Origin of the sequence: Trabulsiella odontotermitis, from assembly GCF_001188485.1 — a bacterium.
Classification (GTDB): Bacteria; Pseudomonadota; Gammaproteobacteria; order Enterobacterales; family Enterobacteriaceae; genus Trabulsiella; species Trabulsiella odontotermitis_A.
The window spans coordinates 166,042-187,261 of sequence record NZ_JNGH01000101.1 but is presented as its reverse complement, the minus strand read 5'-3'; the positions used below and the strand labels follow the sequence as shown (position 1 = coordinate 187,261).

Annotated in this window: 21 protein-coding genes and 5 pseudogenes; 18 read left to right on the top strand and 8 right to left on the bottom strand. The window is 54.7% G+C overall.

Annotated elements, in window-relative coordinates:
* Positions 1 to 3: 3 nt before the first annotated feature.
* From GM30_RS15855 to entH, 16 genes and pseudogenes are all read left to right on the top strand, one after another.
* Positions 4 to 378: a hypothetical protein gene (locus tag GM30_RS15855; protein WP_049849397.1), complete on the top strand. Its 375-nt coding sequence runs from the start codon at positions 4 to 6 to the stop codon at positions 376 to 378.
* On the top strand, positions 378 to 761 hold the full coding sequence (locus tag GM30_RS15850) for a hypothetical protein (protein WP_049849396.1): 384 nt from the start codon (positions 378 to 380) through the stop codon (positions 759 to 761). The genes GM30_RS15855 and GM30_RS15850 overlap by 1 nt, the downstream gene beginning before the upstream one ends.
* 143 nt (positions 762 to 904) lie before the next feature.
* A complete protein-coding gene (locus GM30_RS15845) occupies positions 905 to 3,064 on the top strand; it encodes a phage tail tape measure protein (RefSeq protein ID WP_049849395.1) in 2,160 nt (719 codons plus the stop codon).
* Positions 3,061 to 3,891, top strand: a complete 831-nt coding sequence (locus GM30_RS27365) for a DNA circularization protein (RefSeq protein ID WP_238582659.1) — start codon at positions 3,061 to 3,063, stop codon at positions 3,889 to 3,891. The genes GM30_RS15845 and GM30_RS27365 overlap by 4 nt, the downstream gene beginning before the upstream one ends.
* Positions 3,851 to 4,360 (top strand): hypothetical protein, encoded by a 510-nt coding sequence (locus GM30_RS27360; protein WP_238582665.1) that lies wholly within the window; start codon positions 3,851 to 3,853, stop codon positions 4,358 to 4,360. Before GM30_RS27365 ends, GM30_RS27360 begins: the two co-directional genes overlap by 41 nt.
* Entirely contained in the window at positions 4,344 to 5,558 is a 1,215-nt protein-coding gene (locus tag GM30_RS15835; RefSeq protein WP_049849394.1) for a phage baseplate assembly protein, read from the top strand. The genes GM30_RS27360 and GM30_RS15835 overlap by 17 nt, the downstream gene beginning before the upstream one ends.
* Positions 5,542 to 6,129, top strand: coding sequence for a phage baseplate assembly protein V (locus GM30_RS15830; RefSeq protein ID WP_049849393.1), 588 nt, complete (start codon positions 5,542 to 5,544; stop codon positions 6,127 to 6,129). The genes GM30_RS15835 and GM30_RS15830 overlap by 17 nt, the downstream gene beginning before the upstream one ends.
* A 90-nt stretch (positions 6,130 to 6,219) precedes the next feature.
* On the top strand, positions 6,220 to 6,570 hold the full coding sequence (locus tag GM30_RS15825; RefSeq protein WP_049849392.1) for a phage GP46 family protein: 351 nt from the start codon (positions 6,220 to 6,222) through the stop codon (positions 6,568 to 6,570).
* Positions 6,570 to 7,637: a baseplate J/gp47 family protein gene (locus GM30_RS15820; protein ID WP_049849391.1), complete on the top strand. Its 1,068-nt coding sequence runs from the start codon at positions 6,570 to 6,572 to the stop codon at positions 7,635 to 7,637. Before GM30_RS15825 ends, GM30_RS15820 begins: the two co-directional genes overlap by 1 nt.
* Positions 7,634 to 8,206 carry a YmfQ family protein gene (locus GM30_RS15815; RefSeq protein ID WP_049849390.1) on the top strand — a complete coding sequence of 191 codons (573 nt, stop codon included), beginning with the start codon at positions 7,634 to 7,636 and terminating at the stop codon, positions 8,204 to 8,206. The genes GM30_RS15820 and GM30_RS15815 overlap by 4 nt, the downstream gene beginning before the upstream one ends.
* Positions 8,207 to 8,608 (top strand): hypothetical protein, encoded by a 402-nt coding sequence (locus GM30_RS27355; protein ID WP_238582658.1) that lies wholly within the window; start codon positions 8,207 to 8,209, stop codon positions 8,606 to 8,608.
* Positions 8,494 to 9,048, top strand: a pseudogene (locus GM30_RS15805) (chorismate-binding protein); the annotation flags it as partial. The gene GM30_RS27355 and the pseudogene GM30_RS15805, both read left to right, overlap by 115 nt.
* Positions 8,991 to 10,458 (top strand): annotated as a pseudogene (locus GM30_RS15800) (AMP-binding protein). The pseudogenes GM30_RS15805 and GM30_RS15800, both read left to right, overlap by 58 nt.
* A 13-nt stretch (positions 10,459 to 10,471) precedes the next feature.
* On the top strand, positions 10,472 to 11,251 hold the full coding sequence (locus tag GM30_RS15795; protein ID WP_049849389.1) for an isochorismatase: 780 nt from the start codon (positions 10,472 to 10,474) through the stop codon (positions 11,249 to 11,251).
* Positions 11,251 to 12,032, top strand: a pseudogene (gene entA, locus GM30_RS15790) (2,3-dihydro-2,3-dihydroxybenzoate dehydrogenase EntA). The gene GM30_RS15795 and the pseudogene entA overlap by 1 nt, the downstream one beginning before the upstream one ends.
* Positions 12,033 to 12,445, top strand: a pseudogene (gene entH / locus GM30_RS15785) (proofreading thioesterase EntH).
* Between the two features lie 86 nt (positions 12,446 to 12,531).
* Here entH and GM30_RS15780 read toward each other — a convergent pair.
* From GM30_RS15780 to GM30_RS15770, 3 genes and pseudogenes are all read right to left on the bottom strand, one after another.
* Positions 12,532 to 13,576: pseudogene (locus GM30_RS15780) on the bottom strand (M20 family metallopeptidase).
* Between the two features lie 13 nt (positions 13,577 to 13,589).
* Positions 13,590 to 14,003 carry a YjiG family protein gene (locus GM30_RS15775; RefSeq protein ID WP_049849388.1) on the bottom strand — a complete coding sequence of 138 codons (414 nt, stop codon included), beginning with the start codon at positions 14,001 to 14,003 and terminating at the stop codon, positions 13,590 to 13,592.
* Entirely contained in the window at positions 14,000 to 14,722 is a 723-nt protein-coding gene (locus GM30_RS15770; RefSeq protein WP_049849387.1) for a nucleoside recognition domain-containing protein, read from the bottom strand. Before GM30_RS15770 ends, GM30_RS15775 begins: the two co-directional genes overlap by 4 nt.
* A gap of 284 nt (positions 14,723 to 15,006) precedes the next feature.
* On the opposite strand from GM30_RS15770, the gene cstA reads away from it, so the two are divergent.
* Both cstA and GM30_RS15760 read left to right on the top strand, forming a co-directional pair.
* On the top strand, positions 15,007 to 17,112 hold the full coding sequence (cstA, locus tag GM30_RS15765; RefSeq protein ID WP_049849386.1) for a pyruvate/proton symporter CstA: 2,106 nt from the start codon (positions 15,007 to 15,009) through the stop codon (positions 17,110 to 17,112).
* Between the two features lie 54 nt (positions 17,113 to 17,166).
* Positions 17,167 to 17,364 carry a YbdD/YjiX family protein gene (locus GM30_RS15760; protein WP_038159427.1) on the top strand — a complete coding sequence of 66 codons (198 nt, stop codon included), beginning with the start codon at positions 17,167 to 17,169 and terminating at the stop codon, positions 17,362 to 17,364.
* Here the strand turns inward: GM30_RS15760 and GM30_RS15755 are convergent.
* From GM30_RS15755 to citR, 5 genes are all read right to left on the bottom strand, one after another.
* Positions 17,361 to 17,753 carry a helix-turn-helix domain-containing protein gene (locus GM30_RS15755; protein WP_049849385.1) on the bottom strand — a complete coding sequence of 131 codons (393 nt, stop codon included), beginning with the start codon at positions 17,751 to 17,753 and terminating at the stop codon, positions 17,361 to 17,363. The genes GM30_RS15760 and GM30_RS15755 overlap by 4 nt on opposite strands.
* Positions 17,734 to 18,030 (bottom strand): type II toxin-antitoxin system RelE family toxin, encoded by a 297-nt coding sequence (locus tag GM30_RS15750; protein WP_049849384.1) that lies wholly within the window; start codon positions 18,028 to 18,030, stop codon positions 17,734 to 17,736. The genes GM30_RS15755 and GM30_RS15750 overlap by 20 nt, the downstream gene beginning before the upstream one ends.
* Before the next feature lie 206 nt (positions 18,031 to 18,236).
* Positions 18,237 to 18,863, bottom strand: a complete 627-nt coding sequence (locus GM30_RS15745; RefSeq protein ID WP_049849383.1) for an IbrB-like domain-containing protein — start codon at positions 18,861 to 18,863, stop codon at positions 18,237 to 18,239.
* Complete coding sequence (locus GM30_RS15740) at positions 18,848 to 20,002, bottom strand: phosphoadenosine phosphosulfate reductase (RefSeq protein WP_049849382.1); 1,155 nt, start codon at positions 20,000 to 20,002, stop codon at positions 18,848 to 18,850. Before GM30_RS15740 ends, GM30_RS15745 begins: the two co-directional genes overlap by 16 nt.
* A gap of 153 nt (positions 20,003 to 20,155) precedes the next feature.
* On the bottom strand, positions 20,156 to 21,052 hold the full coding sequence (citR, locus tag GM30_RS15735; RefSeq protein ID WP_049849381.1) for a DNA-binding transcriptional repressor CitR: 897 nt from the start codon (positions 21,050 to 21,052) through the stop codon (positions 20,156 to 20,158).
* Positions 21,053 to 21,220: the final 168 nt, after the last annotated feature.

The following is a 21,220-nucleotide window of genomic DNA, read 5'->3' as shown; positions in this document are numbered from 1 at the left end:
ACTATGGCACTTGAAGAATACGTCGGCGCGATCGTCATGGAGGTGGACGGTCAGGAGATTGAGGTGACAGACCTGAAGGAGGACGCCACCACTGGCCGTAAATTGGTGAAGACCATGAACCGTACCGGGCGAGCGAAAGGCTTTTCCCGTGGTATCGAGGAAATCCAGCTGACCATTTCCGTGGTTATCCCGGAATCCGGAGACCTGAACTGGCTCGCAATCGAAGGCGCTAAAATCACGCAGTACCCGCTGAACAGCACCGGTAAGCGTGTCTCGTACCTGGACTGCTTCACGACGCAGGTCGGGGCTACATACACCGTTGATAACGAAGCGAAGCGTGATATCACCATGAACTCGCTGCGACGCGTGGAGGAATAATGGAAAAGCATGAACTCCTTTACGGTGTCCAGTCAGGCGATGTGATCCACCGTGATTTCAGTGTCCGGCTCCCGGTTATCAGGGACACGATTGACGCACTGCGCCTGACGCATGAAGCCTGCGGCACCACGGAAGGTGCGGCGGCCAATATGTACTACAAGGTGACTGTCATGGCGCTGGTGCTTACGTCGCTGGGGAGCCTGGCAAAAGAAGACATCACGCCGGAACTGCTGCTGGATGCGCTGAATGATGAAGACTTCGACATCATCGATGCGCAGATTGAAGCCGTTAAAAAAAAGCGGATGCCTTCGAAGAGCGACTCGCCGGATACCGAACTGTTGTCCTCGCCCTCGGGCGATACGGCATCACAGAACGGCAAATAGAAGCGATGACCCGTCCGGAACTGGACGGGCACATCGACGCCCTCTCCCGGTTGCATGGTGCTAAAGGCACCGGGAGAACTTCCACCCGCACAACCCGTACCGTGAAGTCACAACGCCGCAAAAAAAATAAAGGGAGATAATACATGGCACGCAATCTTCAACTCGCGCTGTCCCTTGTGGCAAAAGACGGTGCATCAAAAGCCCTGCGGCAGGCCATGCAGGGGATTCTGGCTCAGACGAAGGCTAACCAGAAAGCCGGTGATGAACTGGCAAGATCACAACAGCAGAACACCACCACCGGTATTCGCGCATCACGCAGCCTGCAGGATGAATACCGCCGTGCCAGCTCTGCACGCTCCACGCTGGGGATACGTTCTGAAAGGGAAATCCAGCGCGAGATCCGACAAACTATCGCATCATACAATCGTCTGACCCGCTCTGGCCTCATGTCTGCGCGGGAACAATCCAGGGCATTTCGTGCCATGTCGGAACAGGTCAGAACCCTGAGAACCGAACTCAAAGGTGTCAGTAATGTTATGACCCGATTACAGGGTCTGAAAGGTGCTGCGACTACGGTTGGTGCAGTAGCCGGAGGGGTTACTGCAGCGGCGATGGTAATCAAAGATCCTGTTCAACGTCAGATGGCGTTTGACCGTCGTAATGCGGAGATCGCGAACACGGCCTATAACAATCTGGCACCACAGGAACGTATTAAAAAAATACCAGGAATTAATGATGCCATCCGGGGGGCCGTTCGCTATGGCGGTGGAACTCCTGAGTCAGCGCAAAATACCCTGTCAGACCTTTTTGCCGGTGGGCTGGATGAAAAAACAGCGATGGCTTTACTGCCGGATATCACTCGCTATTCAACCGCGTCGGGCGCGAATCCACAACAACTCGCCAAGATTGGTATCGCGGCGTACAAAAACTTTGGTATCAGCCTGGAAGATTTGCCAGCGGTATACGATAAGGCCATCCGTTCAGGTGAGAACGGTAAATATGAACTGGCTGATATGGCAGAGTCACTGCCACTCACCATGACCAAAGCAAAGTCAGTTGGTATGTCTGGGCTTGATGATCTGGATGTTATTCTGGCCATGCTGCAGGCGAATGCGGAAACAGCAGGTGATAATAGCGCAGCGTCTACGAACGTGAATAATCTTCTGGATAAATATACTAGTGCGGACACACAGAATGCGCTCAAGAATAAACGGTTTCGTACTCAGGACGGAAAAGTACTTCCCTACGCTGACTACATGGCTGACCAGCGACTCAGGGGGGTAAACACGTCGGATGCTTTCACTAATGCGGTATCTGGCATTGTATCCAGTGATAAGCGCGTTCAGCGATTACGCGCTGAGGCAGAAAAATATAAAGGTACTGACAGAGAAAAAGATATTCTGGCAGCACTTGATATTGTTGTGTCCTCTATTACATCAAAAATTATTGCAGACCAGCAGGCAAGTACGGCGCTCAAAACCAGTATTATGAAAAGGGATTATATTGCTGAGCAAAAAGAAGGAACGAAAAATTCAACTGGTGCTGGTGCCGCATCATTTGAAGTAATTTCCTCAACAAATGATTTCAAATCACAACAGCTTGAGTCAGAAAAAATGTTTGCTGAGCAGGACTCCATGAAGCCGGTTGCTGACTTATATGGAGATTTGGCAACAAAGCTAACGGATTATGCAAAAGAATATCCGGAATTAACCACAGCTATTTCAGGCGCAACTACGGCCATTAAAGCCATGACGGCGGCAGCGGTTGCCTTCGCCGGAATTAATTTCCTCACGGGTGGCGGTATTAAATTGCCGGGTGGAAAACCGGGCGGTGGTATTTCCCTGCCGGGAGGTGGCTCAAAAGCCGGTGGGTTACTTAAAAATTTATTTCGCTATGGCGGCCGTATTGGTGGCCCGCTCGCTGCTGCTTATGCCGCGTATGATGTAAATGAAAAATTTAATGAAAACGAGCAGGCGGCTCAGGATGCCGGAATGAGTCCCGGTGAATATGCCTGGAAAAAAAGACAGGAAGCGGAGAAAAATAAAAAGCCGCTTTTTGACACTGACCTGCCGGATACCATCAAATCATGGTGGAGCCCGCCGACCACGATTGGCCAGAACGGAGCCACGCCGCTTAACCCGGCGACAACGGGTGTGCCGTCCTACCTGCTACCCCAGAAGGAACAGCCCCAGCCCATCAATATCACCACAAAGCTGACGCTGGACGGACGTGAAATCGCGTCGGCAGTCAATGAGTACAACGGTGAGCAATTCAATCGCGGTTCAACAGGAGGCCCACAGTGAGCTGGGAAGATTCCCTGCAGGATGCGTCCTTTCGTGGGGTGCGGATTGACGTTATCAATACCCGTGACAGCGCCAGCCGCGATATTGCCACGTATGAATACCCGTTCGTTGATGGCGGTGACATTGATGACCTTGGCCGTAAGCCCCGTAACTTGCGCATTACCGCGCTGTTCTGGGGGGATGACTACGACTCCCGCCTGCAGTCGTTTATTGCGGCACTGGATAAACGCGGCAGCGGTGAGTTCATCCACCCGGTGTTTGGCTCCATGCCTTATATGCAGTGCATCGAGTACAGCGCCACGCATGAAGCGGAGAACGTGGACTACTGCGTTGTTGAGGTGGTCTTCCTGCAGGCTAAACCGGAAGTACCGTTTTTCAGCAGCAACTTCCCACTGGCGCAGGCTGACGTCATTTTTAATCAGGTGCAGTCTGCACTGGATAAGGCACAGACGGCTATTGATAATCTGCTGGCCCCGTTGAGAACGGCGAAGAAGATGATGCGCCGCGTCAAAGCGCTCGCATCCACATCGCTGAACATGGTCACAGTGCTTAAAGGTGATTTGACTGACTTCGTCAGCACGACCACGGATTTTATCAACTATCCGGCAGCGTACATGAATGACCTGCAGAATGCGCTGAGCCTGACATCACTGACGTCAAAGTCGTCAGTCAGCAATAATCCGGGCAGTTATATACAGAGCGCAANACTGAAAAACCGGCCACACCCAACTACTGGATGTGACCACTCTGCCGGAACGGCTGGTCTCTGGCCAGGAAACTGCGCCGGTGGCCATGGCTGCAGGAGCAACAGTCAGCGATATCACTGAGCTGGTAACAGCAGTGAAGACTCAGGTTGCGTTGCAACTGGCACTCGATGCCTCGGACATTCTCAGTGACGCCAGCGCGATTGATCTGCTGTCACCTGATGATATTGAACAGATTGCCGGTGATACCAGAACGGCAATCCAGGCAGCCATCGACCAGACCCGCGCCGCATTTTCTGATGCGACCAGCAGTGTCAGTGAGAGCAGTTCTGCCAGCGGTGTGACCTGGCAACCCGTGGTCAGTAATCTGAAGGATATCGCGCTGGCCATTCAGGAACAGGCAACAACGGTTATCACCCAGCGACCACCCCTGACCACCCGCACAGTCGGTTCGGAAACTAACCTGCATCTGCTGGCCCATTTGTGGTATGGCGACTATAGCCGCGCCGCAGAGCTGCTTCGCCTGAATCCGACGTTACGTAATCCCAATGACCTGAAAGCAGGTGATGTCATCAATGCCTACTCAAGATAAAAGCGATCAGGACAAAGTCACTCTGGTTATAGACGGGAAAATCCATGGCTCATGGAGCCGGTACCAGATTGACTCTGACTTCCTCATTCCATCCGACGCGTGGAGCGTTACGCTCGGCCTGCCTGATGGTGTTTTCCCGAAAGCAATTGCCCGTGGCGTTCCCGTTCTGGTTCGCGTCGGCGATGATGTGGTGATGACCGGTCGCGTTGATACTGTTCAGCGCAGGGTATCCCGCCAGCAGGTGTCACTGGCACTGACAGGGCGCGACGGCGCGGCCACGCTTGTTGACTGTGCGTCGCCGGTATTTACGTCCCGTATGCTCAGCCTCGAAGAGGTGATCGCCAGAGTCGTCCGGCCACTGGGGATTAAAAATATCCGCATCAGCGCGGAGTCCTCGCTGCGCAGTGACAAGGTCAGCGTGGAACCCGGCGAACGGGCATGGGATACGCTTGAACGTGCCGCAGCAGCGCGGGGATTATGGCCGTGGTTTGAGCCAGACGGGACGCTGGTTATTGGCGGGCCTGACTATACACAAGACCCCGTCGCCACGCTGGTACTTAACCGTGACGGTCGCGGGAATAATGTTCTCGATCTCAGTGACCGGTCATCAATTAACGGTACGTTTTCGGAGCTGACAATACTCGCGCAGGGGCATGCGCAGGGGAAAAAATCCGGTACGGTGCTGGAGGTTGTCGATGTTGAAAGCGATGCAGCTGATGGGGATAACGGTGATGAAGACTTTGTCGTCTCAGCAGGCTCCCCTGAAAACGGGTTTAACGCCTTGCGCACTGTCGTTCGGGACACAACGGTTCCGTATTACCGGCCTCAGATTATGGTGGTGGGTGACGCTGATAACCAGGAACAGGTCGATTACCGGGCCAAAAAGGCCATGGCAGATGCCCGCCTGGCAGGCTATGAACTGACGGCTATCGTGAAAGGTCACCGGATGCAGAGCGGTAAACTCTGGACTCCGGGGCAGCGTATCCGGGTACGCAGCGAGCCCCACGGTATTGATGACATTTACTTTCTGATGGGACGCGAGTTCTCCGGTGGGCGTCCTGATAACACCATAACCACGCTTCGTCTGAAAGAAGACGGGATCTGGATACCGGATGCGTATCCGAAGAAACGCAAGACCCGCAAGGCCCGCGCGAAAGTTAATAAAAAGCTGGAGATTGTCGATGTGGAACCGAATTGATTCGCGTATTAACAGCGCGTTAAACCGCATAAGAAAGGCGTTCAGGGGGGGATTAATCCGTGTTAACAGTACGGGTGGTGTCCAGACTATTCAGGGTAAAGGGCTGGCAGGTGAAAGCCTGCAGGATGTGGAACTATTCCAGCACTATGGTTTCACGTCTAACCCACTAAAAGGCACGATGGCCATCGTGGTTCCGGTCAACGGGAAGACCAGCCACAGCATCGTCATTGCGACTGAGCACGCATCATACAGGATGAAAAATCTTAAGTCTGGTGAAGTCGCTATCTATACCGATGAGGGTAGTTATATTGTTTTAAAGCGCGGTAAAATCATAGAAGTAAATTGTGATGACTATATTGTGAACGCCAAAAATAAATACCAGGTAAATACGGTAAGTTATGATGTCACAGCATCAGATAAAGCCAATTTTGAAACACCCTTATTAAAAGGCACCAACGAAGTCGCTGACGGTAATTCAACGCTAAATAAAGTGCGTGAAATTTACGACGACCACGACCACAATCATGGCGGTGATGCCGGGATTACGGATGTACCTAACCAGCAGATGTAATTTGTGGTAACGTTATATTCTTCCGAATATGGATAACCCACTGAACCCCTTCACCTGAATCATATATTTCCGTGTCGCTACCATGGCGACATGGAAATGCTCATAGACCCAGCCACCGGCGATTACACCGGGGAAAGTACCGATACCCTTGCCAACGCAGTCTATCTGCGTCTGATGACCCCGCTCGGCTCGTGGTGGGCCGACCCGTCACTGGGGTCGTTACTGCATACCCTGCAGCGTGAGAAGGACGTTTCGCGTGTGCGCCTTCTGGCTATTCAGTATTCCGAGCAGGCGTTGCAACCCATCATTGACGATGGCCGAGCACAGTCCATAGAAGTTACGGCAGAGCGTTATCAGCCTGGCTGGTTGCTGCTGCTTATCACGGTTACGTCTGCTGGTAAAACGCCACAGACCTGGAAATATCCGGTTAAGGTCAGCTGATGCCATTCATTACCCCCGTAGCCGCGCAAATCCGGGACGATTTGTTGCGGGATATTAAAAACCTGTTGCAACTTACCGACGACAAACTGGGGCCGGACAGTGACTGGTATGTTCGTGCTTCTTCCGTCGCCAGTGTGGCCGAAGGGCTGTACCAGCATCAGGGCTGGATTGTTCGCCAGATATTCCCGGACACCGCTGATGCAGAATATCTGTACCTGCACGCCCGTACCCGTGGACTGACCAAGAAACCGGCCAACAGCGCATCGGGTACAGCAGCTTTTACCGGTGAACCGGGAAGCTCAAACGTCGCCGGGCTTGTCTTTAAGCGCGATAACGTGTCATGGACGACCACCGAAGATGTCACTATCGGTGCTGACGGAACCGGCACAGCCCGCGCTGTTTCATCTCTGACAGGTACGTCGGGCAATACTTCAGCCGTAACAACGGCCACGCTGACCACAACACCTGACGGCTTTGACAGTTCGGTAAGCGTCGGGGTGATGGCGGGAGGCACTGACGAAGAAAGCGATGCTGAGCTGCTGGCCCGTCTGCTTGAGATTATTCGACGCCCTCCTGCAGGTGGAAACAAGTATGACTATAAGCGCTGGGCTCTGGAAGTTGCTGGCGTTTCTGCTGCTTACGTCTATCCCCTGAGACGCGGGCTGGGAACCGTTGACGTCATAATCACCTCGGCAGGAGCCCTCCCGTCACAGGACGTGGTTGATCGCACACAGGCGCATATTGATGACGTTCGTCCGGTCACGGCAAAAAACTCGATGGTTTTTATGCCTGTCATCCAGAACTTTGATGTCCGGGTCGCCGTGGCTCTCGACGGGATCACGTTAGCGGATGCCACAACAGCGATTATCAGCGCACTACAGGATGACGATATCAGACGAGAGCCTGGTGACTCCTTTATTCGTAGTCAGGCTGGCACGCTCGTTTCACTGATACCAGGCATCACTGACTACGATATGCTGCAACCTGCTGCAAACATCCAGCCAGTCGTTGACGCCACGCAGGTAGAGTGGCTTCGCCTCGGAAACGTTGAGGTGACGCTGCTATGAGCAATTTTACGATCCTGAATCTGCTATTGCCTAAAGTCAGTTACAGCCCCGGTCAGCCTGTTCTGAAAGCCTCTCTGCAGGCTGAGGCAAATGCACTGGACGATGTCGAAGCGTCGGCCTCGTTGGTTGAGGGGGGCGTCACTCCGTTTCTGGCACAGAACCTGCTCGCTGACTGGGAGCGAGTGCTCGCACTGACACCATCGACCGGTGCGACCTACCTGCAGCGCCAGCAGCGTGTTCTGGCGAAGCTTGCCGAAATCGGAGGGCTGAGCATTCCTTACTTTACCCGACTGGCCAGCAATCTGGGTTACACCATCACTATTGAAGAGCCGCAACCATTTCGCGCAGGTGTAAACCGCGCCGGTGATCGTTTATGGATTCCGGACATTATCTGGGTATGGCTGGTTAACATCCAGAACTCAGGGACGATGGTCTACCGGTTCCGCTCAGGGAGTTCATCCGCAGGGGACAGGCTTACTTCATTTGGTGACCCGGTAATTGAGGAGGTTTTTGAAGACCTCAAGCCTGCTCACACATTTTGCTATTTTGCATACCAGGAGAACGTTTAAATGCAGAATCTCATGCCATTAGTGGATACGCCGGATAACCTGTTTCATGACGGTAATCCGGTGACGGGTGAACTCGGTACTATTGTTGAGGCCGAACACCTTAATAACGAGCAGTCAGCAATCCGCGACGTACAGAGCGAGATGATTTCAGTTCTGGCCGAAGCTGATATTGAGGTTGATCCTGACAAGCAAGACCAACTGCTGACGGCATTGAAAGCCATTTTGCTAAGCCGGGCAAATCCGTTTGCCGACATCGCCGCCGATGGTGCGGAAGCCGTGGCGACGGCTCTCGCCTGCCGTTGGCCGGATCGGCGCGCCGTCAGCCGGACGACATGCTGGATCGCGAAGCGGGCAACAAGCTGCTGGCGTCGGAGAAAGATCGCCACGAGCACGAGCTGGTGACCCAGGCGATGAAAGCCGTGCTGGCGCCGCGCAGCACGATGCTGGCACTGCCGGATTCTCCGCAACTGGTGACCACGCCGACGCTGTGGCATCTGGCAACGCCCATCGAAGGCGTGGCGCGCGAGGGTGAAAATGCGCTGTCGCTGGCCTGCCTGTTGCATCCGACTCCGGCGCTGAGCGGTTTTCCGCATCAGGCGGCCAAACGCCTGATTGCCGAGCTGGAGCCGTTCGAACGTGACCTGTTCGGCGGCATCGTCGGCTGGTGTGACGATGAAGGTAACGGCGAGTGGGTGGTGACGATCCGCTGCGCCCGCGTGCGTGAAAATCAGGTACGTCTGTTTGCCGGGGCCGGGATTGTGCCCGCCTCGTCACCGCTTTCCGAATGGCGCGAAACGGGCGTGAAGCTCTCTACCATGCTGAACGTTTTTGGACTGCATTAAGGAGCGACCATGAGCATTCCCTNGCCCGTTACCGGCAAAAAGGTTACTGGCTGGATCTGCCGCTGACTGACATTCTGACCCGCCACGCCGACAGCGATGCGACAGCAGTAATCGACGGCGAGCGCCGTGTCAGCTATCGCCAGTTAAATCAGGCCGCGGACAATCTGGCGGCCCACCTGCAACGGCAGGGGCTGAAGCGTGGCGAAACCGCGCTGGTTCAGTTGGGCAACGTCGCGGAGTTTTACATCACGCTGTTTGCGCTATTGCGCCTCGGCGTCGCGCCAGTGAATGCGCTGTTCAGCCATCAGCGCAGCGAACTCAACGCTTACGCACAGCAGATTGAACCGGCGGTGCTGATTGCCGATCGGGATCACCCGCTGTTTGCCGATGACGCGTTTCTCAATGCCTTTGTGGGTGAACACCGCTCATTGCGGCTGGTGCTGCTGCGTCACGACAGCGGCGATCACGCGCTGGAGGCGGCGATCGCGCAACCGGCAGCGGGTTTTATCGCAACGCCAACGCCTGCCGACGAAGTGGCGTTTTTCCAGCTTTCCGCGAAGCTGATCCCGCGGACGCATAACGACTATTACTACAGCATCCGCCGCAGCAATGAGATCTGCCAGTTTGATGCGCAGACGCGTTACCTCTGCGCGCTGCCGGCGGCGCATAACTACCCGATGAGCTCCCCCGGCGCGCTCGGCGTATTTCTGGCTGAGGGCTGCGTGGTACTGGCGAACGATCCAAGCGCCACGCTCTNNAGATCGGCTGCCAGCTGCAACAGGTATTCGGCATGGCGGAAGGGCTGGTGAACTACACCCGCCTCGACGATTCGCCGGAACGCATTCTCAACACCCAGGGCTGCCCGATGAGTCCGGACGATGAAGTGTGGGTGGCGGATGAAAACGGCAACCCGATGCCGAACGGGGAGGTGGGGCGCCTGATGACCCGCGGTCCGTACACCTTCCGTGGCTATTTCCGCAGCCCGGAGCATAACGCGCAGGCGTTTGATGACAACGGTTTTTACTGCTCTGGCGATCTGATTTCCATTGACGACGCCGGGTACATCACCGTTCAGGGGCGCGAAAAAGATCAGATCAATCGTGGTGGTGAAAAGATCGCGGCAGAGGAGATTGAAAACCTGCTGCTGCGCCACGAATCGGTGATCCATGCGGCGCTGGTCAGCATGGAAGACAGCCTGCTGGGTGAAAAAAGTTGCGCGTACCTGGTGGTGAAGGTACCGCTGCGCGCGGTGGCCGTGCGGCGTTTTTTGCGCGAACAGGGCGTGGCGGAATTTAAGCTGCCGGACCGCGTGGAATGCGTGGACGCGNGGCCGCCCTGCCGCTGACGCCGGTCGGCAAAGTGGATAAGAAAAAACTGCGTCAGTGGCTGGCGGATCGCACCCTGGCCTGAAGGAGACAAGAGAATGGCAATTCCTAAACTGCAGGCCTATGCCCTGCCTGGTGCCCAGGATATCCCGACGAATAAAGTCGACTGGGCGTTTGAGCCTGAGCGCGCGGCGCTGCTGATCCACGATATGCAGGAGTATTTCCTCAATTTCTGGGGCGACAACAGCCCGATGATGGAAACCGTGGTCGCCAACATTGCCGCGCTGCGCCAGTACTGCAAACAGAACCATATTCCGGTTTATTACACCGCGCAGCCGAAAACCCAGAGCGATGACGATCGCGCGCTACTGAACGACATGTGGGGGCCGGGGCTGACCCGTTCCCCTGAGCAGCAGCAAATCATCGCCGCCCTGGCGCCGGACGAGGCCGATAACGTGCTGGTGAAATGGCGCTACAGCGCATTTCACCGCTCTCCACTGGAACAGATGCTGAAAGAGACCGGACGCAACCAGCTGATCATCACTGGTGTTTACGCCCACATCGGCTGCATGACGACGGCGACAGACGCCTTTATGCGCGACATCAAACCGTTCTTCGTCGCTGACGCACTGGCGGATTTCAGCCGCGAAGAGCATCTGATGTCGCTTAACTACGTTGCCGGGCGTTCCGGGCGCGTGGTGATGACCNNTGAACCGCAGGATGACGAAAACCTGATCGACTATGGGCTGGATTCGGTGCGCATGATGGCGCTGGCGGCGCGCTGGCGTAAAGTCTACGGCGATATCGATTTTGTGATGCTGGCGAAGCACCCGACGATTGATGCCTGGTGGACGCTACTCTCCCGCGAGGTGAAGTAATGGCCGGGTTTGATTTTCACGGCAAAACCGTGTGGGTCACCGGCGCGGGAAAAGGTATCGGCTACGCCACCGCGCTGGCCTTTGTTGAGGCCGGAGCGGACGTAACCGGCTTCGATCTGGCCTTTGACGGTGACCATTATCCGTTTGCCGTTGAAGTGCTGGACGTGGCGGATGCGCAGCAGGTGGCCCTTGTGTGCCGTCGTGTGCTTGAGCAACAGCCGCGTCTGGACGTCTTGACCACCAGCCGCGTCTGGACGTGCTGGTCAACGCGGCGGGTATTTTGCGTATGGGCGCGACCGATGCGCTGAGCGTGGCGGACTGGCAGCAGACTTTTGCGGTCAACACTGGCGGCGCGTTTAACCTGTTCCAGCAGACGATGGCACAGTTTCGCCGTCAACAGGGCGGGGCCATTGTTACCGTCACATCGGATGCGGCCCACACGCCGCGCCTCGGCATGAGCGCTTATGGCGCGTCGAAAGCGGCGTTGAAAAGCCTGGCGCTGACCGTCGGGCTGGAGCTGGCCGCCAGCGGCGTGCGCTGCAATCTCGTCTCGCCCGGCTCGACCGACACCGACATGCAGCGGACGTTGTGGCGAAGCGATGACGCGGAACAGCAGCGCATTCGCGGTTTTGGCGACCAGTTCAAACTGGGCATCCCGCTGGGGAAAATCGCCCGCCCGCAGGAGATTGCCAGCACTATTCTGTTTCTCGCCTCCGACCACGCCAGCCACATCACGCTGCAGGATATCGTGGTGGACGGCGGCTCAACGCTGGGGGCGTAGATGATCTGGAAACGCCATTTAACGCTTGAAGAACTGAACGCCACCAGCCAGAACACGATGGTGGCGCATCTTGGCATTCACTATACCCGTCTCGGCGACGACTTTCTGGAAGCCGACATGCCGGTGGATGCGCGCACGNNCAGCCGTTTGGCCTGCTGCATGGCGGGGCGTCGGCGGCACTGGCGGAAACGCTGGGGTCGATGGCCGGGTTCCTGATGACCCGCGACGGAGAATGCGTGGTTGGCACTGAACTCAACGCCACCCATCATCGACCCGTTTCACAAGGCAAAGTGCGCGGCGTATGCCAGCCGTTATACCTCGGGCGGCGCAACCAGAGCTGGGAGATTGTGGTGTTTGACGAACAGGGGCGGCGATGCTGTACCTGCCGGTTGAGTACGATGGTGTTGGGTTGAACCGTGCACGATTGCCCGGTGGCGCTTCGCTTACCGGGCCTGGCTGTGAGGTGTAGGCCGGGTAAGGCAAAGCCGCCACCCGGCGTTTACAACATCGAGATAACCCGCTTCAACAACCGAATTCGCGGCTCAATCGACGCCTTATCCAGCCATTCTGCCGGGCTGTCCGCTGCCGCCACCAACCGCTTGCCAGGTAATGGCGATATCTTCCGCTTTTCCTGCGGCTTCAACCTGCTGCATCAATGCCTGGGTGGCATCGCTGGCAGCCATCGCCGGTTTGTGGTTGACGCGCGTAAGCGAAGTGGTTACGTCCTCTGAGAAGCCTTTTCCGCATAACGCTTCCAGCGCCTGATTCACCCGGTTGTACTCATCGTTTTCCCAAAAGCGCACGTCGAGTTCCGCAACGGCTTTATCGGCCACTACGTTCGCCGCACTGCCGCCCTGAATCACTCCGATGTTGAGTGTGGTGCCACGATCCCAGTCGGCCAGCGCATTAATGGCGATAATGCCATTGGCCAGCGCAGTTATCGCCGAGCGGCCTTTCTCCGGATCGTTCCCCGCGTGGGCCGCCACGCCGCTAAAGGTAAGGTGATAACCCGCCATCCCTTTGCGTGCTTTTACCAGCGAACCGTCGGCGCGGGCGGCTTCGCACACCAGCACGCAGCGGGCGCGTTTTGCCAGCGCGCCTATCCATTCGTGGGAATATACCGAGCCGGTCTCCTCATCCGGGTTCATCGCCACTGCTATTGCCAGGCGGTCTTTGTCAGAAGCGTTCAGATCTCGCATCGCCCAGAGAATATTCAGCAGTCCGCTTTTCATATCTGATACGCCAGGACCATACAGTCGCGTGTCGTCCTCGCTCAGCGGGCGTTCGGCCACAGTGCCAGGGGAAAATACGGTATCAAGATGGCCGACCAGTAATACGTCAAACTGTTCCGCATGCGGTTTGTTGCTGACAAACACGCCCGGACCAACCTTGTCGCCCAGATTAACCTGTTCGGTGTGCCAGCCTTCACGTTGCCAGAGTTGTTGCATGACGCCCGCCACGGTCGCAACGCCTTCGATAGTCCCGGTACCACAATCTACGTTGACCAGAGTTTTCAGCTCTTCAATGTAATGATCCAGATTCATGATGATGTCCTGTTCAGAGAATAATGCGCATCAGCAGCATGGCTAAAAAAGCGTTGACGACCGAGATGACGATCATGAGCGGAATACGTTTGGCGCGGGTGCCGATCACGCCCAGAATGCGCCCCAGATACTGCACCTGCGAGCCCATCAGATAGATGGCCGGAGCGAGGATCGCCAGATGTTCGCCGGTGAGTATGCCTTTATCAAANAGCCCGCCTGCCGCTTCACCCGGCAGACCAAAGAGCCCCATTAGCGGGGCGAAGATCATACCCAGCCCTTTCAGTGCTCCGGTAATTTCCAGTGCTTTGATGATGATAAACGCCATCACCACGTTGGGCAGGGTACTGCTGGTGGCAATGCTCCAGCCTTTACGTGCGCCTTCGACAAATACATCGGTTATTACAGGGTTGGATTGTGGGGCACTCATACGGTGTCTCCTTTTACCGGTTGTGACACTGGGGTTTCTTTGCTGGTGAATGTCAACATCAGGCGCAGCAGATTCGCGCCGACAATCTTCATGATGAACATCACCGCGATACAGGCACCAATGGAGGTTGGAACCGCCGCAGTGCCGTCAACGGCGACCAGCGTAAAGAGGATCGCGCCGGAAGAGAAAAAGTTAGTGATCATCGCCCCAGCGGAAAACTGGAACATGGCGAAGACGTCTTTCTCTTTTTCGCTTATCTGCCCTTCATCGGACAGGTTTCGGGTGAGTGATGCGCCAACATCGGTGCTTTGCAGACTGCCAATTAGCGCCAGCCCGGTGGTACCGGGAATGCCCAGTAGCGGGCGCAGCAGCGGCGTTAAGAGCTTTCGGGCCGCACGCAGCGCACCGTAGTGCTCCAGAATGTTGATCATACCGAGTGCAAACATCACTGCCGGAATGAGCCCGAGCGCGAAGAGGAAACCGTCCATCGCGCCGCTACCGCCAGTGCCGCGAAAGGCGCTGGTCGTGGTCGTTAAGGTGCCATTGTCCAGGCTGGCGTTGCCGACCACTTTGCCAAATGCACCGTTGAGGGTGGTGAAATCAAAGACGCCGTACCATTCTTTTCCACCCAACAGGCCAGAGAAGAAAACGGCTGCAAACGCCAGCGCGAAGTATGCGCCCGGCCCGACCTTATCGTCCTGAGGTACTGAACTGTTCATATCCTTTTCCTTGTATGCGCGCCATCGCGCAGGGTCATTCTGGCGAGGTCTCCATCAAAAAAAATGATACAAATCATCCGTAAGGCACTCACAGGACGAAAAAGGCAAAAGTGTGACCGCGGACAGCGAGGGCGTTGTTTTAGCCGAAAGTGATCGGCTTAACAATGTGATGTAAAAAATCGGTGATATGTCTGCTTTCTTGGGTTATTGGATTGTTAATTTCCAGTCGAGTGTTATAGATACAAAATGTAACAACTTACTTCTGCGCTGATGGAAACAACACAATGAATAACTCAGGGAAATACCTCATCTGGGCAGTGCTTTCCGTAGTGGGAGCCTTTGCTCTGGGCTATATCGCCCTCAACCGTGGTGAACAGATAAATGCGCTGTGGATCGTCGTCGCGTCGGTCTGCCTTTATCTGATCGCTTATCGCTTTTATGGTCGCTATATCGCGAAAAATGTCCTCGCGGTTGACCCAACACGCATGACGCCTGCCGTTCGCCATAACGACGGGCTGGATTATGTGCCAACCGATAAAAAAGTGCTGTTCGGACACCATTTTGCGGCGATTGCCGGGGCTGGGCCGCTGGTCGGGCCGGTGCTGGCCGCGCAGATGGGGTATCTCCCGGGCATGATCTGGATCCTCGCGGGCGTGGTGTTGGCCGGTGCGGTTCAGGATTTTATGGTGCTGTTTGTCTCCACCCGCCGCGACGGGCGTTCGCTCGGCGAACTGGTGAAAGAAGAGATGGGGCCGACAGCGGGCGTTATTGCGCTGATCGCGACCTTTATGATCATGGTGATCATCCTCGCGGTGCTGGCGATGATCGTGGTGAAAGCGCTGACCCACAGCCCGTGGGGAACCTATACCGTCGCCTTTACCATTCCGCTGGCGCTGTTTATGGGGATCTACATCCGCTACCTGCGTCCGGGCCGCATCGGTGAAGTGTCCGTGATCGGACTCGTGCTGCTGGTGTTCGCCATCATTTCCGGCGGCTGGGTGGCTGAGAGTCCGACCTGGTCTGCGTGGTTTGACTTTACCGGCGTGCAGCTGACCTGGATGCTGGTGGGATACGGCTTCGTGGCGGCAGTGTTGCCAGTGTGGCTGCTGCTGGCGCCGCGCGATTACCTCTCCACTTTCCTGAAAATTGGGACTATCGTCGGGCTGGCGATCGGTATATTGATTATGCGCCCGACACTGACCATGCCATCACTGACTAAATTTGTTGATGGCACCGGGCCAGTGTGGACGGGTGACCTGTTCCCGTTCCTGTTTATTACTATTGCCTGTGGTGCCGTTTCTGGTTTCCACGCGCTGATCTCCTCAGGTACCACGCCGAAAATGCTGGCGAATGAAGATCAGGCCTGTCTGATTGGCTATGGCGGCATGCTGATGGAATCCTTCGTGGCGATCATGGCGCTGGTAGCGGCGTGCATTATCGATCCGGGTGTCTATTTTGCGATGAACAGCCCGATGGCGGTACTGGCACCAGCCGGAACCACCGACGTGGTGGCTTCTGCGGCGCAGGTAGTGAGTAGCTGGGGCTTCACCGTTACGCCGGATACGCTGAGACAGATCGCAAGTGAGGTCGGTGAGCAGTCTATTATCTCGCGTGCGGGCGGCGCACCGACGCTGGCGGTGGGGATGGCTTACATCCTGCACGGCTCGCTGGGCGGCCTGATGGACGTTTCGTTCTGGTACCACTTCGCCATCCTGTTTGAAGCGCTGTTTATTCTGACTGCAGTGGATGCCGGTACGCGTGCAGCGCGCTTTATGCTGCAGGATCTGCTCGGAGTGATCAGCCCTAACCTTAAGCGCACCGATTCACTGCCTGCCAACCTGCTGGCCACGGCGCTCTGTGTGCTGGCATGGGGTTACTTCCTGCATCAGGGCGTGGTGGATCCGCTGGGTGGCATCAACACCCTGTGGCCGCTGTTTGGTATCGCCAACCAGATGCTGGCGGGTATGGCGCTGATGCTCTGTGCGGTGGTGCTGTTCAAGATGAAGCGCCAGCGTTACGCGTGGGTGGCGTTGCTGCCAACGGCGTGGCTGCTGATTTGTACCCTGACCGCAGGCTGGCAGAAAGCCTTTAGCCCGGACGTGAAAGTCGGCTTTCTGGCTATCGCAAACCGGTTCCAGGCGATGATCGACAGCGGCAATATCCCGTCGCAGTACACCGAATCGCAGCTGGCTCAACTGGTCTTTAACAACCGACTGGATGCCGGGCTGACCATCTTCTTTATGGTGGTGGTCGTGGTGCTGGCGCTGTATTCTGTGAAGACCGCGCTGGCAGCGCTGAAAGTCGACGAACCGACGGACAAAGAGCTGCCGTATGAACCGATGCCGGAAAATCTCGATCAAATCGTGACGCAGGCGAAGGGCGTACATTAATCATCACCGGCCGGGTAGCGATGGCGTTACCCGGCTAATCAGACCGGAGCTGTTATGTTCGACACGCTTTCAAAAGCCGGAAAATACCTGGGCCAGGCGGCAAAGATGATGGTCGGCGTGCCCGACTATGATAACTACGTCGAGCATATGCGAGTGAATCACCCGGACCAGACACCCATGACCTACGAAGCCTTTTTCCGTGACCGCCAGGATGCGCGCTACGGTGGCAAAGGCGGCGCCCGCTGCTGTTAAATGCGCAGGCTTATTTGCGCCTGCGTGCAGCCGTAGATGGCCGCCAGTTTCTCACGGGTACGCTTCTGCGGACGTGAGTCTGGTGACTCCAGTTGTGACACCGCGGATTGCGTAATTCCCAGTTTTTCTGCCACTTCCTGCTGTGACAAGCCACAGGCAATACGCCAGGCGGCCTGCAGGCTTACGCCTTCTGCATCCATTATGTTGACGATATGGTTTGGGATGCCAACGTCGTCGTACTCGTCAGGCTCATAAGGGATCTCTTCCCAGCCTTCTTCTTCTCTGCCTTCCATCGCCGCTTGCCCAAGGCGCAGGCGAAACCAGAGATCGTAAGGAATGACGACAAACTGCGGTTCACCGTTTCCGTCTTTAATAAACTGAACATCCATAAGTAGCACACTCCTCATGCAAATACGTGGTGGAGGTACGGCGGTGTACTGCCACGATGTAGCAAATATCCTGCAGTTCCCCCTGCATCTCAAAGATGACCCGATAATCACCCACTCGCAGCCGGAAGTGCCCTTCGGGGTGCGATAATCTTTTTATATCGGGCGGTGGCGCGTTGCCGTCACCGATATCAACCAGCCTGTCTTTCACTCTTTGACGATAACGACAGTCAATTCTCATTAGCTGCTTCCAGGCAGCTCTCGACCAGACAAACTTCATCCAACACCTCCAGCATATCGCGTCGCGAAACATAAGTAAATCATTAGATAATTAGCTTTTGTTGTATTAACTAATGATGCGGAGCCTAAGGCGGAAAATCGGAGGGGTAAAGCAGAGAAAAATCGCGATGCGACGCGGCTCGCAAACGTCTCAGCAATGCTGCAGAGACGTTCAGCGTAAGTGGATAACGGGCTGTAAAATGGGGGTTACTTAACGGTCCAGGCGCCGGAAAAATTGCGGTCTGCAAACAGCTCCAGCAGGCCGCTTATCTGTTTCAGACGCAGCACTTCGTCGCTGTCCATCCCCAGTTCCTTGCCGATTTTTTCATCGCTCCACCCCAGTTGGGCAAGCTCACGGATAATGTCAGACATAGCGTTAATCTGATGGCGGCCTCTGGCCCGGTTGTGGCGAATCGTCGATGCCATACCCGAGGCAGACTGGTTGTCGCTGTCGCGCAGACAGGTGACGGGCAGATATCCCTTAAGTTGCTCTTTTAACACGTTTTTCGTTTTTGCCAGCTCCTGACGGTGGAAGCCGTCGATAATCTCATAACGCGCTCTTCCGCGCTGTACCGCGACCACCGGTTGGGTAAACCCATCCGCCTCAAGCGATTTTTGCAGCAATCGTCGCTCGGGAGGTGCCACGTTATTGGGGTTGTAGTCGTTGGGAGAAACGTTTTCTTGCTTAACCCACAGAACGCAATCCACCGGTTGGTCCTGAAACGGACTATGCCGATGAATCGCCAGCCGAAACTGATTAATGGCGTCGATACGTTCCTCTTCGCCAAGCGAGTCCAGATAGCGCTCCAGCTGTTGCATTAATTGTTGTTGCATAAGATGTTCCATTCCTTGCGCTTTTTCTTCATGTGCTCGTTATAGCGGTTGTAATGTTCAGGCCGGGTGGGGCTGAAAGAGAGCATCCGGCACCAGTAGTCGTTGTTGAGCAGTACCTTGCAGATCCGCCGCCATGAGGGGATATCTTTCGAGCCAATATCGCCATGCTGCGTATCCGGAACCTGTTCCCCTTTTTTCTGATACCAGTGCAGATAAACCGCGATTTTGTTTCGGTAATGTTCAGCTGTTTTCTGCGGCATGCTTTCCAGTAAAAAAAGCGCATAGCTTTGCCAGCTATGGTTAGCAGGTTTATCGAGTTTACGATGACCGTAGAATTGATTGTCCTGCCCGGCGTACTGGCCTCCGCTCTGGGCGCCGCTGACACGCTGGCACATGGCGGCCCAGCGCTCAGGTTCGATGACGTGATAGAGCCAAAGTCCCTGGCGCTGTTCCGGGCCATAGGGTTCGCAAATGCGCATATAGCGGAAGGGAACACCGGCCTGATACATCAGGTTATACAAGGGGTTGTAGTTCAACTTTGTTTTTGCAAACCAGGTCCAGATATCGGCGGTTTTCCAGTCGTAGATGGGGTAGACGTACCAGGTGTGGCCGCCCGGAGCGATAGTGGTCCAGGGTTTATCGTCTGCAAAACGTTGTTTGCGGGCGGAGGCGATGGTTAAAAAGCGATTGTAGGATTCATCGGCACGGATCCCCACCAGCATCGCCGCCGGGCGATTACCGGCAAACCAGTCGGCAAACTGACGTACAAACGCTTCGAAGNCCCAGGGCGTTCCCGGCTGCCAGCACTGCCATTCTGGCTCAAACTGTGACAGGGAATTTTGCGTGGTTAGCGGCAACGCAACCCACCAGAAATTGTCAATAACATCCTGATATTGCACGCGCATGGCTTCAATATGGTTAATTGTCGCGGAAAATTGCGCTTCCCAGTCGATAAATAACACCGAGATTTTTTTATTCAGCTTGCGTGCCTGTAATGCTGCGATATGCAGCATGACGGTGGAGTCTTTTCCGCCGGAAAAAGAGATGCAGACTTTGGGTAAATTATTCAGCGCCCATGAAATGCGTTCGGTGGCAGCATCCAGCACGTTCTGGCTGAGTGGGTATTTGTATATTGACATGGTCAGTTTCCGTACAAGTGTGGATCCAGAGTTCCTTATAATATAGCGAGTTTTTATTATGACAAATATTCGCTGTTAATTTTTATTTAATATTAATCAAGTGAATTAAGGGAAATAAAAGCATTCTTTGAGTGAATGCTTTTAAGAAGGGAGCTATTTCTTGATTTGATTAATGAATGTCGCAAATGAATCGCTGGCCAGCGACGCGCGATTATACATCATATATAAGTTGATTTCCGGCAGCGTTAGCGAGGTTTTTATTTCTCTCAGTTGCAACGTATCTTTGTAATAATCAAAGGCCAGCTTGGGAATTAAACCCAGAATATCAGTATTAGCTACCATATTAATAATGGAAATGAGCGAATCGCTGCGAAACGTACATTTACGTTCCGGGAACTGCGCATCTGTGAAATCGCGCATCTGTTTGGCGCCAGGTTCATCGGTTAAGTAATAGGTAAATTCCTCATCGCGCAACGCGGAAAGACCAGCATAATCGCCCATTCGCGGGTGACCTTTGCGACAGGCGAGGATCACAGGCGTACTCATATAATGTTCAGAAATCACCGAATGGTTATTGGTCGGAAAAATAGAAATAATCAAATCCGCTTTGCGCCAGGCGAGTAAATCCTCTGCGGATTCGGGCGTAACAAAAATATCGTGATGCTCTATTTCGTAGTCGTTTTGTTTACGCAAAGTGGTAATAAGATCGAGCATTCCGCCAGCAAGGATTAACGAAGAGCAGTAGATAATAAACTGCTTTTTCAACGCTGAGCTATGCATAATATTGATGGTTTGCTCGATTTGATTGAGATTGTTCTCAAGATATCGATGCAGGTTCGTGCCAACGGTGGTGGGTGTAATGCCTTTACCGGAGCGAATAAATAACGGATCGTTAAACTGATTGCGCAGGCGTTGCAACGACTGGCTGACAGCAGAAGGTGTGATAAACAGCGTTTCGGCCGCTTTACTGATACTCAGATGCTGATAAATGCATTCAAAAATTACTAAAAGATTGAGATCGAATTTTTTAAGATCGTAGAGGTTAGCCATTTTTTTTCCTTCAGCGGGCAATCGCATCAATGAGACGAGGGGTCACCGTTCCTGGTGAACTGAAATAAATCATTTGGTCAGTAATAAAGCCTTATAAATCATTATATTCGATAAATGAAAATTTGCTAAGGAACATTTGTAGCCTGTTTTCACAGGTGAATAATATCA

Bases quoted from the DNA above. Each gene is read 5' to 3' on its own strand.
- GM30_RS15830 (WP_049849393.1), top strand. From the start codon at position 5,542: ATGTGGAACCGAATTGATTCGCGTATTAACAGCGCGTTAAACCGCATA.
- GM30_RS15750 (WP_049849384.1), bottom strand. From the start codon at position 18,030: ATGAAGTTTGTCTGGTCGAGAGCTGCCTGGAAGCAGCTAATGAGAATT.
- GM30_RS15845 (WP_049849395.1), top strand. From the start codon at position 905: ATGGCACGCAATCTTCAACTCGCGCTGTCCCTTGTGGCAAAAGACGGT.
- GM30_RS15825 (WP_049849392.1), top strand. From the start codon at position 6,220: ATGGAAATGCTCATAGACCCAGCCACCGGCGATTACACCGGGGAAAGT.
- GM30_RS15835 (WP_049849394.1), top strand. From the start codon at position 4,344: ATGCCTACTCAAGATAAAAGCGATCAGGACAAAGTCACTCTGGTTATA.
- citR (WP_049849381.1), bottom strand. From the start codon at position 21,052: ATGGCTAACCTCTACGATCTTAAAAAATTCGATCTCAATCTTTTAGTA.
- GM30_RS15850 (WP_049849396.1), top strand. From the start codon at position 378: ATGGAAAAGCATGAACTCCTTTACGGTGTCCAGTCAGGCGATGTGATC.
- GM30_RS15815 (WP_049849390.1), top strand. From the start codon at position 7,634: ATGAGCAATTTTACGATCCTGAATCTGCTATTGCCTAAAGTCAGTTAC.
- GM30_RS15745 (WP_049849383.1), bottom strand. From the start codon at position 18,863: ATGCAACAACAATTAATGCAACAGCTGGAGCGCTATCTGGACTCGCTT.
- GM30_RS15855 (WP_049849397.1), top strand. From the start codon at position 4: ATGGCACTTGAAGAATACGTCGGCGCGATCGTCATGGAGGTGGACGGT.
- GM30_RS15760 (WP_038159427.1), top strand. From the start codon at position 17,167: ATGTTCGACACGCTTTCAAAAGCCGGAAAATACCTGGGCCAGGCGGCA.
- GM30_RS27355 (WP_238582658.1), top strand. From the start codon at position 8,207: ATGCAGAATCTCATGCCATTAGTGGATACGCCGGATAACCTGTTTCAT.
- cstA (WP_049849386.1), top strand. From the start codon at position 15,007: ATGAATAACTCAGGGAAATACCTCATCTGGGCAGTGCTTTCCGTAGTG.
- GM30_RS15820 (WP_049849391.1), top strand. From the start codon at position 6,570: ATGCCATTCATTACCCCCGTAGCCGCGCAAATCCGGGACGATTTGTTG.
- GM30_RS15755 (WP_049849385.1), bottom strand. From the start codon at position 17,753: ATGGATGTTCAGTTTATTAAAGACGGAAACGGTGAACCGCAGTTTGTC.
- GM30_RS15770 (WP_049849387.1), bottom strand. From the start codon at position 14,722: ATGAACAGTTCAGTACCTCAGGACGATAAGGTCGGGCCGGGCGCATAC.